Below are 14,880 nucleotides of genomic sequence, written 5' to 3' on the forward strand. Positions count from 1 at the left end.
TCGCGATGGAAAAGATCTGGGCAGAGCGGGCCTTGCTGCCCGATGGTTGGGCAGAGCATGTCTGCGTGACGATCGAAGCGGGCCGAATCGCCCGGGTCGAACCCGGCGCTGCGCCGCAGGGGCGCCGCGTGGCCCTGCTGCTGCCCGCGCTGGCCAACCTGCACAGCCACGCCTTTCAGCGCGCCATGGCGGGGCTGAGCGAGGGTAGGGGCCCCGAGCCGCGCGACACCTTCTGGACCTGGCGCCAGATCATGTACCGCTTTCTGGATCACCTGACGCCCGACGATGTCGAATCCATCGCGGCGCTGGTGCAGATGGAGATGCTCGAGGCGGGCTATGCCACCAATGTCGAGTTCCATTACCTGCACCACGGACCCGGCGGCCGGCCCTATGCCAACCCGGCCGAGATGGCCGGGCGGATCGCGGCCGCCGCCGCGCGCACCGGCATCGGCCTGACCCTGCTGCCGGTGCATTACCAGTTCGGCGGCGTCGACCGCCGCCCGCTCGCGCCCGGGCAGGACCGCTTCGGCACCACCCCCGGGGATTTCGCCCGCCTGGTCGAGGCGTCCGACGCGGCGCTGCGCGACCTGCCCGCCGACGCCACCCTGGGCATTGCGCCCCATTCGCTGCGCGCCGTCTCGCCCGAGGGGCTGGCGGACTGCGTGGCGCTGCGCCCCGACCGCCCGCTGCACATGCACCTGGCCGAGCAGGTCCCCGAGGTCGAGGAGATCCGCGCCGCCTATGGCCGCCGCCCGGTCGAATGGCTGCTGGACAATCACGCCCCCGACCGGCGCTGGACCCTGATCCACCTGACGCACATGACCGAGGACGAGACCCGCCGCCTGGCCGCCACCGGCGCCGTGGCAGGGCTGTGCCCGATCACCGAAAGCTCACTGGGCGACGGCATCTTCAACGGCACCATCTGGGCCGGGGCAGGCGGGCGCTACGGCTTCGGCTCGGACAGCAACATCCGCATCTCGCTGACCGAGGAACTGCGCACGCTGGAATACAGCCAGCGTCTGCGCGACCGCGCCCGGGCCGTGCTGGCCGTGGCCGGACGCTCGACCGGGCGGGTCATCTATGATGCCGGTCTTGACGGCGGCGCCACCGCGGCGGGGCGCGATACGGGCGCGATCCAGCCGGGGCTTTGGGCCGATCTGGCGGTGGTGGACCTGGACAACCCGGTCATGGCGGGGCGCCGGGGCGACCAGATGCTGGACAGCCTGATCTTTGCCGGCCAGGACGGGCTGGTGCGCGACGTCTGGTCGGCGGGCCGCCATGTCGTGACCGAGGGCAGGCATCTGGACCGCGACCGCATCATCGCGGATTATCTGGCGACCATCGCCCGGCTTCAGGACCGCATGTGACCGAACGCACCGCCCCAGGCTCCAAGGCGCAGGCCATCGCCGCCGAGGTGCGCCGCCGCATCGTCGACCGCGAATGGCGCCAGGGCGACCGCATCCCGGACGAGGCGGAACTGGCCGTCGAATTCGGCGTCGCCCGCGCCACGGTGAACAAGGCCCTGCAACTGCTGGCCGAGGAGGGGCTCCTGGACCGCAAGCGCCGGGCCGGCACCCATGTCACGGTGAACCCGGCGCGCAAGGCCACGCTGACCATCCCCATCGTGCGCGAGCAGATCGAGGGCGCGGGCATGGAATACAGCCACCGCCTGATCGACCAGCGCAGCCATCCGCTGCCCCCCGAGGTCGCGGCCCGCATGGGCCTGCCCGAGGGCACGCCGCTGATCCGCCTGCGCACGGTCCATTACGGCGATGCCCGTCCCTTTCAATCCGAGGACCGCTGGATCAATCCCGTTGCCGCGCCGGGGGCCGAGGCCACCGATTTCCAGCGCATCAACGCCAACGAATGGCTGGTGCGCAACTTTCCGTGGTCGCGCGGCGACATGATCTTTTCGGCCGAGAACGCCGATGCCCGCGACGCGCGGCTTCTGGGTACGCGGCAGGGTACCGCGCTGCTGATCCTGCACCGCACGACTTGGAACGACCTGGGCCCGATCACCTCGGTCCGGCTGGCGTTCCATCCGGGCTATCGCCTGATCGCGACACCCTGAAAGCTCTTGCCATCCGGGGCGGGCCGCGTTCAACAGGGGCATGACCGACCTCAGCCATCTTGCCGTTCCCGGTGCCCGCATCGCGGTGCGGGTGACGCCCCGCGCCTCGCGCAATGCGGTCCTTTGCGGCCAGGACGGGGCGATCCGGGTCCTGGTGACGACGGTGCCCGAGGACGGCAAGGCCAATGCCGCCGTCGTCAAGCTGCTGGCCAAGGCGCTGGGCGTCGCCCGGACGCGCCTGGTGCTGGAGCGCGGCGCCGGGGCGCGGGACAAGCTGTTCCGGATCGACTAGCGCCGTTCCAGGCGATAGTTGCCCTCGGGCAGGTTCAGGGCAGCGCGCAGCTCCTCGAGCTGCTCGATGGTCAGGATGATCTGGGCCAGCTCGCCGCTGTCGGGGTCGAACTGCTCGACGATCACGCGGTCGTCGAAGGTCTGGATCACGACATCCTCGTTCAGGGGACGCGTGCCGGCCTGGGCCCCCTGGGGCAGTTCGTCCACCAGCGTGATCACCGTGGCGTCGAAGTCGTGCTCGATGGTAAACATGGTGGATCCTTCCTGAACTGGCTTAACCAACATTCGCGTGAAGCGGGTGCAAGGGCAAGCCCGGTGCTTGGCCTCGTCCCCGGCCGCGGCTAAGGTGGCGCCAAGGGATCGGCCTCGGGCCGGCGGAACAGGCGGGGGCGCGGATGACCAGGGCATGGCAGGCAGCGGCGGCGGCGCTATTGCTGGCGGGTTGCGTGGCGCAGCCCGTGCCGCAGGGATCCGGCACGCTGCCGGTGGCCGTGGTCGTCACCCCGTCGCCCGACACGCCGGCAGGCGCGCGCGCCTCGGCCCGGACCTTCATCGACGTCATCAGCCGGATGGAGCCTGCGGTCGAACGCGAATGCCTGCAGCGCCGCACCCAGCCCATCAACTGCGACTTCCAGTTCGTGGTCGACGACCGCCCGGGGCTCGAGGCGAATGCCTTTCAGACCGTGGACGCCAACGGCCGGCCGATCATCGGCTTCACCCTTTCCCTGATCGGCGAGGCACGCAACGCCGACGAACTGGCCTTTGTCGTCGGGCACAAGGAGCGCTTCAGCCTGGGCCATATCGAACTCGCTGACAACGCCGCGACCATGGGGGCGGTGATTCTGGGCGGCCTGGCCAGCGCCTATGGCGGCAATCCGGACGCCATCGAAAGCGCGCAGGCGATGGGGGCCCAGTTCGGCGCCCGCTATTATTCCCGCGAATGGGAGCTTGAGGCCGATTATCTGGGCGCGATCATCGCCTTGAACGCGGGTTTCGACCCAGAACACGGGGCGCTGTTCTTTGCCCGCATCCCCGACCCGGGCGACAAGATCCTGGGCACCCACCCGTCGCGCGCGGCGCGGATGAACCAGGTGGCGCGCGCGGTGGCCGATTATCGTTCCGGTCGGGTCCGATAAATCTGACAGATGTGGCAGCTTTGCCGCAAATGCGCGCCTTGGCGTTAATTCCTTGAATTTCCCGTCTTCGTGACTTGTCTTTGGATAGGCTTCATGCGCGTCCAAGGCGAAAATGGCCGTTTTTGGCAGGGAAAATTCTAGTATGCCGGGAACTTACCGAAAGAATCCTCTTTCATGCGCGAAGGTTCGCCGATAGTTTCATCCCGTGATTGACAGGCTTGCCCACCGGAACGGGCGTTTTTTCTTGGGGGCAATTGATGATCGGCGTTATTCTGTGGAGCAGTCTGGCGAAGGAAAAGGCTGTGATCTGGTGCGAAGATCATGCCGCCCTGGCCTATCTGCAAGGACGCGACAACCTGCTCTCGGGACATGACTGGCCCGAAGCGGGCGATCTGGTCGAACTGGACAGCGAAACCATCGACGGGCTGCGTTATGCGCGCGGGGTCTCGTTGGTGTCGGCCCCGAAATGCTCCGAATTGCCCGAACTGCTCAAGGGAATGGCGGCGCCCAAGGGCAGCCGCCAGCCGGTTCTGCGCGTGATTTCCAACAAAAGCCTGACCAGCGACGCCTCTCCGCTGCCGCCGCACCGGGTGGCGGCAGCGGGCTAGCGCGTCAGGCCCCGCGCGACAGCGCGGCGACGCCGGTCCGGGCCAGATGCGACAGCCCCAAGGGACGCATCAGCTCGGCAAAGGCATCCAGCTTTTCCGGCGTGCCCGTCATCTCGAAGACAAAGCTCTCCAGCGTCGAATCGACCACGTTCGCGCGAAAGATCTCGGCGATGCGCAGCGCCTCGACGCGCTTGTCGCCCTTGCCCGTCACCTTGAACAGGCCAAGCTCGCGTTCGACGCTGGGGCCTTCGACGGTCAGGTCATGGACCTCGTGCACGACGACGATGCGGCCCAGCTGCGCCTTGATCTGCTCGATCACCGCCGGTGTGCCGCGCGTCACGATGGTGATGCGCGAGCGGTGGCCCAGGTGGTCCACCTCGGCCACGGTCAGGCTGTCGATGTTGTAGCCGCGTCCTGCGAACAGGCCGATGACGCGCGCCAGCACGCCCGGCTCGTTCTCGACCAGGACGGCCAGGGTGTGGCTTTCGATGACCTGGGCATTGGGGTCGCGCAGGTCATAGGCGGAATGGCTGGACGCGCCCTTCTGGATGTTCAGTGCTGCCATGATGTCGTTCCTTGATCAGACCAGCGCGGCGCCGGTGCCGGTGATGGCGCCCTCGGTCGAGGTTTCGCCCAGCAGCATTTCGTTATGCGGCTTGCCCGACGGGATCATCGGGAAGCAGTTCTCGTGCTTTTCGACCATCACGTCCAGGATGAAGGGGCCGTCATAGTCCAGCATCTCCTGGATGGCGGCATCCAGATCGGCCGGATCGCTGACCAGCCGGCCCTTGCAGCCGAATGCCTCGGCCAGCTTGACGAAATCGGGCAGGCTTTCCGACCAGCTCTGGCTATAGCGTTCGCCGTGCAGCAACTGCTGCCATTGCCGCACCATGCCCAGGCGTTCGTTGTTCAGGATGAACTGCTTGACCGGCGCGCGGAACTGCACCGCCGTGCCCATTTCCTGCATGTTCATCAGCCAGGACGCCTCACCCGCGACGTTGATGACCAGGGCGTCCGGGTGGGCGACCTGCACGCCGATGGACGCCGGCAGGCCATAACCCATGGTGCCCAGGCCCCCCGAGGTCATCCAGCGGTTCGGGTCCTGGAACTGCAGGAACTGCGCCGCCCACATCTGATGCTGGCCGACCTCGGTCGTGATATAACGGTCGCGCCGGTGCGCGGTCAGCGCCTCAAGCCGTTCCAGCGCGTGCTGCGGCTTGATGACCTTGTCCGAGTTGCGATAGTTCAGGCATTTCACCGACTTCCACGCCTCGATCTGCGCCCACCACTGGGTCAGCCCGGCCTGGTTCACGCGGCGGCCGCGCGATTTCCAGACCTTCAGCAGGTCCTCGAGCACATGACCCACATCGCCGACGATGGGCAGGTCGACATGGATCACCTTGTTGATGGAGCTGGGGTCGATGTCGATCTGCGCCTTGACCGAGCCGGGGCTGAACATCCGCCAGCCCGCCCGGTGATGCGGTCGTCGAACCGCGCGCTGAGTCGCGATCGTCAGGTCGCAGTCGTGATGGCATGTTGCGCCTCTGCAGCCGTGCATGCGTAGCCTCACCGATCCAGCCCTTGCTTTCCGGCTCTGTGACTGCGGGTGCTTGCCATCGGGTCTGCTCGCCGAACGGTTGGTAAACCGCGCTTTCCACCTTGGTCCCTGCCGGGCCGGTGATCGCGCGGACCGAGCTAAAGGATCGGTCGGTCGGCTTTCTCCATCAGCTCGACCAGGCGGGTGATCGCGTCGAGATTGCCCTTCTTCGCGGGCTGGTAGCTGGGCGTCTCGATCTGCTTCGGCCCGACATAGTCGCCGGTCGCGAATTGAACGTCCTTGGGAATGTCGACCAGCACCGGACCCGGCCGGCCCGACGTCGCGACATGGAACGCCTTGTGGATCGTCGCCGCCAGCTCGTCGGTTTCCTTGACCAGCCAGTTGTGCTTGGTGCAGGGCCGGGTGATGCCGACCGTGTCCGCTTCCTGGAAGCCGTCGGTGCCGATCAGGAAGGTCGGGACCTGGCCTGACAGGACGACCAGCGGGATCGAATCCAGCAGCGCATCGGTCAGCCCCGTGACCGCGTTGGTCGCCCCGGGCCCCGAGGTGACCAGGACGACGCCCGGCTTGCCGGTCGAACGCGCATAGCCCTCGGCCATGTGGACGGCGCCCTGTTCGTGGCGCACCAGGATGTGCTTGATGTCGTTCTGCTGAAAGATCTCGTCATAGATGGGTAGCACCGCCCCGCCCGGATAGCCGAATACGGTGTCGACGCCCTGATCGCGCAGAGCTTCGATAACCATCCTTGCACCCGTCATGCTTCGGGACATGTCCCATTCTCCCATCCTGGTTCCTGCGGCCGCCAGCCTTTGGGCCGGCCAGGCCGCGTCGCCGGAACCTATGGGGCCAAGCGGGCGCGGTCAATGGCGATTGTCCAAGAAAATGGCGCGCGATGACGAATTATTGTAATTTTATTTCTGATATGAGGCAAAAAGGGTAATATTCATCGCGGCTTTGGCGGCAGGGTGATGCGCGCCACCTGTTCGACGATCGGATCGACCGACAGGGGGTGAATGTCGGAGCTGTGCTGCGCGGGGTCGCCGATCGGCTGCCAGACCCCGCCCTTGTAGATTTCCAGCGCGGAAAACCGCGCCTTGTAGTCCATCTTGCGACTGCCGGGGACCCAGTAGCCCAGATAGACGAAGGGCAGTCCCGCGCTGCGCGCCAGTTCGATATGGTCCAGGATGATGTATGTTCCCAGGCTCGCCGGCTCCATCCGCGGGTCGTAGAAACTGTAGACCAGGCTCAGCCCGTCATCCAGCACATCGGTCAGGCAGACCGCCGCCAGCCTGTCGCTGTCGGACGGCGGGCTGCCCGGCTCGGTCGCGCGGTATTCGATGACGCGGGTGCGGACCGGGGTTTCCTCGATCATCGCGGCGAATTCGAAGATGTCCATGTCGGCCATGCCGCCGTCGGCATGGCGTTCGTCCAGATAGCGGCGGAACAGCTCGTACTGTTCCTCGGTCGCCCAGGCGCTGGTGGCCAGGCGCCGCAGCTGCGCGTTGCGCCGCCCGATGCGCCGCTGCGTGCGCGAGGGCTGGAATTCGCCCACACGGATGCGCGCCGACATGCAGGCCACGCAGCTTTCGCAACTGGGCCGGTACAGCACGTTCTGCGACCGGCGAAAGCCCTGCCGGGACAGCGCGTTGTTCAGTTCGTTGGCCGAATCGCCGGCGAGGGCGGTGAACAGCTTGCGTTCCGCGCGGCCGTGCAGATAGGGGCAGGGCTGCGGTGCGGTGACATAGAACTGCGGGGCATGGGGCAAGGAGTGCCGCATCAGCCGTGCCCCTTTCCGGCCGCGCCAATGTCCCCGCGGGACCTATGAAGGGTGTTGCTGTGCGCGCGCATCGGGAATCGAAAGGGGTGAAGGGACTTTCCTGGGTCGGACGGTGGGGCAAAGCCTAGCAACAGTTCCCCCCCGCGCCAAGCGGCGAAACCGCAAGTTTTTGATGGAACGCCACGATTTGCGGGATCGTCGCGGCGGTGGAAACGCGGGCCATGCGGCGCGGGTTCCGCCGCGGCCCGCCCGGCATTGACCTTGCCCCGCCGCCCGCTAGGGTCGCGCCATGACCCTTGCATCGCGCATCACCCGCCTGCCGATTCCCATCGACCCCGCGCGCGGCCAGTCCGCGGTCGACCGCGCCGGCATCGCCGATCCGGTGCTGGCCGATCTGGTCCGGGGCGCCGCCGGTTGCAGCCCCTATCTGGCCGGGCTGATCCAGCGCGAGGCCGACTGGCTGGCGGACCGGCTGGCCGATGCCTCGGCCGCCGATGCCGATGTGGTGGCGCAGGAAACCGCCGGGTTCCAGCACCTGGCCGCCGACGCCCTGGGGCCGGCGCTGAGGCGGGCCAAGCGGCGGATCGCGCTTTGGGCGGCGCTGTGCGACCTGGGGGGCATTTGGCGGCTGGACCAGGTGACGGGCGCCCTGACCGGCCTGGCCGACCGTGCGACCGACCTTGCGCTGCGCGTCCATGTCGCGCACGAGGCTGCGCGCGGCAAGCTGCCGCCCACTGGGTCGGACGCGGGCGGGGTCACCGCGCTCGCCATGGGCAAGATGGGCGCGGGAGAGCTGAACTATTCCTCGGACATTGACCTGATCGTGTTCTACGACGATGCCGCCTATGACCCGGACGACCAGCACGAGGCGCGCGCCGCCCTGATCCGCGCCACGCGCAAGGCGGCCGCGACCATCTCGGACAACACCGACCAGGGCTATGTCTTTCGCACCGACCTGCGGCTGCGGCCCGATGCGGCGGTGACGCCGGTCTGCATCTCGGTTTCGGCGGCGCTGGGATATTACGAGGCCGAGGGCCGCACCTGGGAACGCGGCGCCTATATCAAGGCGCGCCCCTGCGGCGGCAACCTGGCGGTGGGCGAACGCTTCCTGCGCGAACTCGATCCCTTCGTCTGGCGCCGGCACCTGGACTTTGCCACCATCCAGGACACCGACGACATGCGCCGCCGCATCCGCGCCCACAAGGGCCTGAACGGCCGCATCGATGTGCCCGGCCACAACATGAAGCTGGGCCAGGGCGGCATCCGGGAAATCGAGTTCTTTACCCAGACCCGGCAGCTGATCGCCGGTGGCCGCGACCCCGACCTGCGGGTGCGCGGCACCGTTCAGGGGCTTGCGCGTCTGGCCGAGAAGGGCTGGGTGCCCACCGAGGTCGCGGTCGAACTGACCGAGCATTACCGCGAGCACCGCGAGATCGAGCATCGCATCCAGATGGTCAACGACGCCCAGACCCATCTGGTCCCCGCGACGTCCGAAGGGATCGCGACCATTGCCCACATGATGGGCGAGCCCGATGCCTCGGCCTGGTCGGCGCGGCTTGTCCGGCGGCTGGAGCGGGTCGAGGCGCTGACGGCGGATTTCTTCGCCCCCGCGGATCAGCGCAGCCGGCCCGCGCTTTCCCCGGAATCCGAGGCGATCGTCGAGCGTTGGCGGACCTATCCCGCGCTGCGCTCGGAACGCGCGCGCCAGGTCTTTGCCCGGATCAGCCCGAACTGCTGACGCGCCTCTCCGCCGCCGCCCATGCCGGCGAGGCGCTCGCGCGGTTCGACACCTTCCTGGCGGGACTGCCCGCCGGGGTGCAGCTTTTTTCCCTGTTCGAGGCCAACCCCCAGCTGATCGACCTGATCGTCGACATCTGCGGCACCGCGCCGGGACTTGCAGCCTATCTGGGCCGCCATGCCGAAGTGCTGGACGCGGTGCTGGGCGGCAGCTTCTTTTCGGAATGGCCGGGCGCGGCGGACCTGCAAAAGCAGCTTGAGCAGGTGCTTGCCAACGTGCTTGCAGCGCCCGACGGCGGCTATGAACGCGCGCTGGACGCGGCCCGTCGCTGGGCGCATGAATGGCAGTTCCGCACCGGCGTCCACCACCTGCGCGCCCTGATCGGCGCCGAAGAGGCGGGCAGCCAATATGCCGACATCGCCGATGCGGCCGTGGGCGCCCTGTTCCCCGTCGTCGCGGACGAATTCGGCTGGCGCCACGGCCCGCCGCCCGGCCGCGGGGCGGTCGTGCTGGGCATGGGCTCGCTCGGAGCGCGGCAACTGAACGCCGGTTCGGACCTGGACCTGATCGTGATCTATGACGCGGCCGGGGCCGAGGTCTCGGACGGGCCGAAACCGCTGGCACCGCGCGCCTATTACGCGCGGCTGACGCAGGCCGTCATCACCGCGCTTTCGGCGCCGACCTCGGCCGGGCGGCTTTACGAGGTGGACATGCGTCTGCGCCCCTCGGGGCGGCAGGGGCCGGTCGCGACCTCGGTACAAAGCTTCCGCGACTACCAGATGACCGAGGCTTGGACGTGGGAGCATCTGGCCCTGACCCGCGCCCGGGTGATCGGCGGCTGCGGCGCGGACGCCGCGCGCCTGGCCGACGAGGTCGAGGCCCTGCGCATCGGGGTGCTCAAGGCGCGCGGGGGCGATCCGCGCGTCATGCCCGATCTGGCCGAGATGCGGGCCCGGATCTTTGCCGCCAAGGCCCCCGATGGCGCATGGGAGGCCAAGATCGGCCGCGGTCGGCTGCAGGACATCGAGCTTGTCGCCCAAAGCCTCGCTTTGCGTGCCGGATCGCCCAGCCGGGGGGCGCTGGCGCAGCTGCGGGCGGGACCGCGCGCCGGGCTGGTCAGCCGGGACGAGGCCGAGACCCTGGCCCGAGCCCGGCGCTTCCTGTGGAACCTGCAATGCGCTGGCCGGCTGCTGACCGACCGGCCGCTGGACATGGAGACGCTGGGCAAGGGCGGCCAAGCCTTCCTGCTGCGCGAAACCGGGACCGAGACGCTGGCCGCCCTGTCCGAGCGCCTGGCGCAAACCGTCGAGCAGGCGGGCCAGGTGATCGATCAGCTGATGGCCAAGGCGGAACAGGCCGGTGCCGCGCCTTGATCGGCTGCGGAACAAGGCTGCGCCGCCCGGGTGCGGGCGGCCAGTGCGAATGAGTGATGGCGGGCAAGCCATGCTCGGGCCGGCTGGCTCAGCCGATCCGGCCCAAGAGCGGGACAGGGCCGGGGTCCTGCGCCGCAGCCTTGGGCTGCGGGGCGGCCGCGCCAGCCGGTCCCGTGCGGCGCAGGGGGATCAGCGCGGCAGGGGCGTCGGGGACGGCGATCGCGCCCTCTTCGGCGGCATCAAAGATGCCGTGCTGGGTCTTGTCCCAGTAGAAGGGCTTGGCCACGACCTCGTAGATCGCCTTCCAGGCGGCCAGGCAGCCCAGCGGGAAATACAGGTGCAGGGTCGCGACCCAGGGCAGCAGGTGGCGGTGGGTCCGTCCCCGGACCGCCCAGGCGGCAATGGCCATGTTCAGGAACTCGGCCAGCAGGAACAGCGAAAAGAGCAGGGCGATGGCATTGCCGCCCAGCCGGCCCTCGAGCAGGCCCCGGACCGGATGCGGCAGCCCCAGGCTGAGCAGCCACAGGCTCCAGAGCACGGGCGCCAGCAGGTATTGCGAGACCGAGGCCGCAAGCTGGACCTGCAGGGCGACGAACCGCCCCGTGCCCAGGTCGCGCCACAACCCCACCGGGTCGCGCATGTGCACGCCCCAGGTCATGACGAAGCCCTTGAGCCAGCGCGACCGCTGCTTGATCCAGGGAACCAGGCGGCAGCAGGCCTCCTCATGCGTGACGGTGTCCAGCATCTGCGTGCGATAGCCGCGCCGGGTCAGGCGCACGCCCAGGTCGCAATCCTCGGTCACGTTCCAGGCATCCCAGGCGCCGACCCGCTCCAGCAGGTCGCGGCGAAAGAACAGCGTCGTGCCGCCCAGGGGTACCACCAGGTCCAGTGCGGCGGCTCCGGCGAGCGTACCGCGGAACCAGGCCGCATATTCCATCGTGAAGGCACGCGACAGCCAGTTGGTCCGAGGGTTGTAGTAATCCAGCACGCCCTGCAGGCAGGCCACGTCCGGCGCCGCGAAGTGAAAGCCGCGGGCAACCTTGTGCAACTGGTCGGGCTCGGGCCGGTCCTCGGCGTCCCAGACCCCGATGATGCTGCCCCGGCAGAAGTTCAGTGCATAGTTCAGCGCCCGGGGCTTGGTGCGGATCGGACCGTCTGGCACCCTGACGACGCGCATCCAGCGCGGCAGCTGCACCTGCGCCAGCGCGTCGCAGGCACGCGGTCGGTTTCCTCGACCACGATCAGGACGTCCACAGCTCGCGCGGGTAATCCAGCCGCGACAGCCGGCCGATCAGCCGGTCGGCGATATCGGCCTCGGCGAACATCGGCACCATGACCGAGATCACCGGCAGCGATCCCGTCATTTCGGGGCGCGCGACCTGACCGCGCGCCGCCGCCCGCGCCAGGGCGGTTTCCTGCGCGCGCTGGCGCAGGATCGCCTGGAACGAGAACAGCTTGAGCAGCATCGAGGCGAAAAGCGTCAGCACCGCCCAGGCGGTCAGCACCGCGATCACCGCGACCGGAGCCAGGACCAGCCCCAGCGCCGCGCCGCCCACCAGACCCAGCGCGATCCGCCCGGTGCGGCGTTCGTTGCGGGTCCGGCAGCTTTCGACGGCGGGAACGCGCATCTCGGCCTCGCGGATCAGCGCGGTGCGGCGGCTTTTCAGGACCGCCTCTCGCGCCGCGTTTTCCGAACAGAGCAGCATCCGCACGGTGCCGAAGTCACGCGGCAGGCGGGGAATGAGGTCATCGAAGGCATCGGGGCGCGAGGTCGCGATGAAGGTCACGCCGCCAACCCGCCGCCAGGGCACCAGCCCCTCGGCCAGGCAAAGGCCGGCCCCCACGGCATCGACCAGGCGGGGATCGGGCGGCAGCGCCGCAAGGTCGATGACCGAGGCGCGCCATTGCCGCGACAGCGCGCGGGTCAGCGCCTCTTCCTCGACCCAGCCGTGGGACAGAAGGATTTCGCCCAGCCGCGCGGACTGGCGCTGGCGCATGACGACGGCGCGCAGCAGGTTCCGGGGATCGACCGCGCCGTCCTCCAGCAGGATCTGGCCCAGGGGGCGCAGGTCGCGGCCGGCAATGACCGCCGCTTCGTCGCGGGGTGCAGGGGCCGCCGGGCGGGCCGGCAATGTCGCGATCGTCGTGGGTTTGCTTAACGCGGTTCCAGCCATGCCCGATTCCCGTCCTTTGGTCCCTCATCTGGCACAGGGAGGGTTAAGGACGGGTTAATCGGGTCGCGGCAGCCTCAGCGCCGCGCGCGCATCGCCTCGGTGAAGCGGTCGAACAGATAGGCGCTGTCCTGCGGGCCCGGGCTGGCCTCGGGGTGGTATTGCACCGAAAAGACCGGCCGGTCGCGCATCCGAAGTCCGCAGTTCGAGCCGTCGAACAGGCTGACATGGGTTTCGATCACGCCCTCGGGCAGGGTCTGGGCATCGACCGCGAAACCGTGGTTCATCGAGGTGATCTCGACCTTGCCGGTTTCCACGTCGCGCACCGGGTGGTTCGCGCCGTGGTGGCCGTGGCCCATCTTGACGGTCTTGGCCCCCAGCGCCAGCGCCAGCATCTGATGGCCCAGGCAGATGCCGAAGATCGGCATGTCGCGGTCCAGCAGGTCGCGGATCATCGGCACGGCATATTCGCCCGTGGCCGCCGGGTCGCCCGGCCCGTTCGACAGGAACACGCCCTCGGGATTATGGGCCAGCACCTCCTCGGCGGTGGCGGTGGCGGGCAGAACCACGACCTCGGCCCCGGTCTGCGCCAGCGAGCGCAGGATGTTGCGTTTCGCGCCGTAGTCCAGCGCGACCACGCGGAAGGGCTTCTTTTCCTCGGACTTGCCGAACTGGCCGGGCCATTCCCACAGCCCTTCGTCCCAGCGATAGCTTTGCCGGGTGGTGACTTCGCGGGCCAGGTCCAGACCGACGAGACCCTTCCAGTCGCGAGCGCGGGCGACCATCGCGGCGATGTCGAAATTGCCCTCGGGGTCATGGGCCAGCACGACATGGGGCGACCCCTGCTGCCGGATCGCGCGGGTCAGGCGACGGGTGTCGATGCCGCCGATGCCGATGCGGCCGCGCCGCGCCATCCAGTCCACCAGGTCGGACGAGGCGCGCCAGTTCGACGGCTCGGTCGGATCCCATTTCACCACGATGCCCGAGGCGACCGGATCGGGGGCCTCGTCGTCCTGTTCGGTGACGCCGGTGTTGCCGACATGGGGAAAGGTGAAGGTGACGATCTGGCTGGCATAGCTGGGATCGGTCATGATCTCCTGATAGCCGGTCATGGCGGTGTTGAACACCAGCTCGGCCACCACCTCGCCCGTCGCGCCGAAGCCACGGCCATGGAACACGGTGCCATCGGCAAGCGCCAGACATGCGGTCGGTTTTGGGGCCATGGTCATCTCTCCGGGTAAATCGGCGGGAACCTAGGGAAAGCGGCCTGCTGCGTCAAGGCGGGAACTTGACGGGACGGGGCAGGGCGGGGAAAGCTTGCGGAACGGCACGGGTTGACGCCCGGTGCGAAGCCGGGGACAAGCGCCGCCGGATTGATCAGCGAGGATCGGATGGGCGAGAACCAGTTGGGATTGCGCGAACGCATCGCGGCCGACATCAAGGACGCGATGAAGGCCAAGGATTCGGCCAGGCTGTCGACGCTGCGGCTGATCTCGGCCGCGATCAAGGACCGCGAGATTGCCGCGCGCACCAAAGCGGCGACGAAACCGGCCTCAGCGATGCGGATCTGACCGCGATCCTGTCCAAGATGGTCTGCAGCGACCAGGAAGCCGCCCGCGCCTATGAAGAGGGCGGCCGGATCGAGCTGGCCGAGCGCGAGCAGGACGAGATCGCGGTGATCCAGTCCTATCTGCCGCGCCAGCTCGACCCCGATGAGACGGCCGCGGCGATCGACCGCGTGATCGCGGACCTGGGCGCGGGCTCGATCCGCGACATGGGACGGGTGATGGCCGAATTGCGCGCCCGCCACGCGGGGCAGATGGATTTCGGTGCGGTCGGGCCCGCCATCAAGACCCGGCTCATGGGCTGACGGCCCGGCCGTCCCACGAAAAACCTGACTGCGGCACGAAAAAATAGGGGCGAGGTCGAAACCCCGCCCCTCGGCCGCTGCTTGCCCCCTCAGACCCGGGCGGCCGAACTGAAATGATTCCCTGTAATCGGCAGTGCTATGGAATGGGTCCTGCCTAGCGGCCAGGGACGGCCGTTGCCTTGATCCAGATCAAGTCCTGTCAGACGCGAAGTCCCCGCACCCAGGTTTCCCGAAGTCCGGCTTCCATGGCCTTCCGATTCCGGTCGTCGGCGCGCAGCCCGGGCTGC

At 68.5% G+C, this 14,880-nt stretch carries 11 protein-coding genes and 3 pseudogenes; 7 read left to right on the forward strand and 7 right to left on the reverse strand.

Translation table 11 applies throughout. From position 1 onward, the window contains the following. Positions 1-5 precede the first annotated feature (5 nt). Genes DPM13_RS13290 through DPM13_RS13300 form a run of 3 tightly spaced genes read left to right on the forward strand, consistent with a single transcriptional unit; the run spans position 6 to position 2,363 of the window. Positions 6-1,367 (forward strand): formimidoylglutamate deiminase, encoded by a 1,362-nt coding sequence (locus DPM13_RS13290; protein ID WP_112888193.1) that lies wholly within the window; start codon positions 6-8, stop codon positions 1,365-1,367. Further along, on the forward strand, positions 1,364-2,071 hold the full coding sequence (locus DPM13_RS13295; RefSeq protein ID WP_112888194.1) for a GntR family transcriptional regulator: 708 nt from the start codon (positions 1,364-1,366) through the stop codon (positions 2,069-2,071). The genes DPM13_RS13290 and DPM13_RS13295 overlap by 4 nt, the downstream gene beginning before the upstream one ends. A gap of 40 nt (positions 2,072-2,111) precedes the next feature. Beyond that, positions 2,112-2,363, forward strand: a complete 252-nt coding sequence (locus tag DPM13_RS13300; RefSeq protein WP_028719378.1) for a DUF167 domain-containing protein — start codon at positions 2,112-2,114, stop codon at positions 2,361-2,363. On the opposite strand, the gene DPM13_RS13305 is transcribed toward DPM13_RS13300, so the two are convergent. Next, positions 2,360-2,614 carry a hypothetical protein gene (locus DPM13_RS13305; protein ID WP_028719377.1) on the reverse strand — a complete coding sequence of 85 codons (255 nt, stop codon included), beginning with the start codon at positions 2,612-2,614 and terminating at the stop codon, positions 2,360-2,362. The genes DPM13_RS13300 and DPM13_RS13305 overlap by 4 nt on opposite strands. A 143-nt stretch (positions 2,615-2,757) precedes the next feature. Here DPM13_RS13305 and DPM13_RS13310 point away from each other — a divergent pair, with 143 nt between their 5' ends. Both DPM13_RS13310 and DPM13_RS13315 read left to right on the forward strand, forming a co-directional pair. Then, positions 2,758-3,498, forward strand: a complete 741-nt coding sequence (locus DPM13_RS13310) for a M48 family metalloprotease (protein WP_112888195.1) — start codon at positions 2,758-2,760, stop codon at positions 3,496-3,498. A gap of 218 nt (positions 3,499-3,716) precedes the next feature. Continuing rightward, positions 3,717-4,106 carry a hypothetical protein gene (locus tag DPM13_RS13315; protein WP_223252022.1) on the forward strand — a complete coding sequence of 130 codons (390 nt, stop codon included), beginning with the start codon at positions 3,717-3,719 and terminating at the stop codon, positions 4,104-4,106. 4 nt (positions 4,107-4,110) lie between these two features. On the opposite strand, the gene ilvN is transcribed toward DPM13_RS13315, so the two are convergent. From ilvN to DPM13_RS13330, 3 genes and pseudogenes are all read right to left on the reverse strand, one after another. Further along, positions 4,111-4,671, reverse strand: a complete 561-nt coding sequence (ilvN, locus tag DPM13_RS13320; protein WP_028719374.1) for an acetolactate synthase small subunit — start codon at positions 4,669-4,671, stop codon at positions 4,111-4,113. A gap of 15 nt (positions 4,672-4,686) precedes the next feature. Further along, a pseudogene (ilvB, locus tag DPM13_RS13325) lies at positions 4,687-6,434 on the reverse strand (biosynthetic-type acetolactate synthase large subunit). Between the two features lie 173 nt (positions 6,435-6,607). Next, on the reverse strand, positions 6,608-7,441 hold the full coding sequence (locus DPM13_RS13330) for an arginyltransferase (protein ID WP_028719372.1): 834 nt from the start codon (positions 7,439-7,441) through the stop codon (positions 6,608-6,610). 289 nt (positions 7,442-7,730) lie between these two features. Here DPM13_RS13330 and DPM13_RS13335 point away from each other — a divergent pair. Further along, positions 7,731-10,552 (forward strand): annotated as a pseudogene (locus DPM13_RS13335) ([protein-PII] uridylyltransferase family protein). 88 nt (positions 10,553-10,640) lie between these two features. On the opposite strand, the gene DPM13_RS26115 reads toward DPM13_RS13335, so the two are convergent. The 3 genes from DPM13_RS26115 to carA form a co-directional block, all read right to left on the reverse strand. Then, a complete protein-coding gene (locus DPM13_RS26115) occupies positions 10,641-11,729 on the reverse strand; it encodes a glycosyltransferase family 2 protein (RefSeq protein ID WP_317616312.1) in 1,089 nt (362 codons plus the stop codon). Positions 11,730-11,793: 64 nt separating this feature from the next. Next, positions 11,794-12,684 (reverse strand): GspE/PulE/PilB domain-containing protein, encoded by an 891-nt coding sequence (locus tag DPM13_RS26120; RefSeq protein ID WP_317616313.1) that lies wholly within the window; start codon positions 12,682-12,684, stop codon positions 11,794-11,796. A gap of 116 nt (positions 12,685-12,800) precedes the next feature. Continuing rightward, entirely contained in the window at positions 12,801-13,946 is a 1,146-nt protein-coding gene (gene carA / locus DPM13_RS13345) for a glutamine-hydrolyzing carbamoyl-phosphate synthase small subunit (RefSeq protein ID WP_189654680.1), read from the reverse strand. Positions 13,947-14,129: 183 nt separating this feature from the next. On the opposite strand from carA, the pseudogene DPM13_RS13350 reads away from it, so the two are divergent. Beyond that, a pseudogene (locus DPM13_RS13350) lies at positions 14,130-14,593 on the forward strand (GatB/YqeY domain-containing protein). Positions 14,594-14,880 lie beyond the last annotated feature (287 nt).

Origin of the sequence: Paracoccus mutanolyticus, assembly GCF_003285265.1 — a bacterium.
In the GTDB taxonomy this organism is placed as follows: Bacteria; Pseudomonadota; Alphaproteobacteria; order Rhodobacterales; family Rhodobacteraceae; genus Paracoccus; species Paracoccus yeei.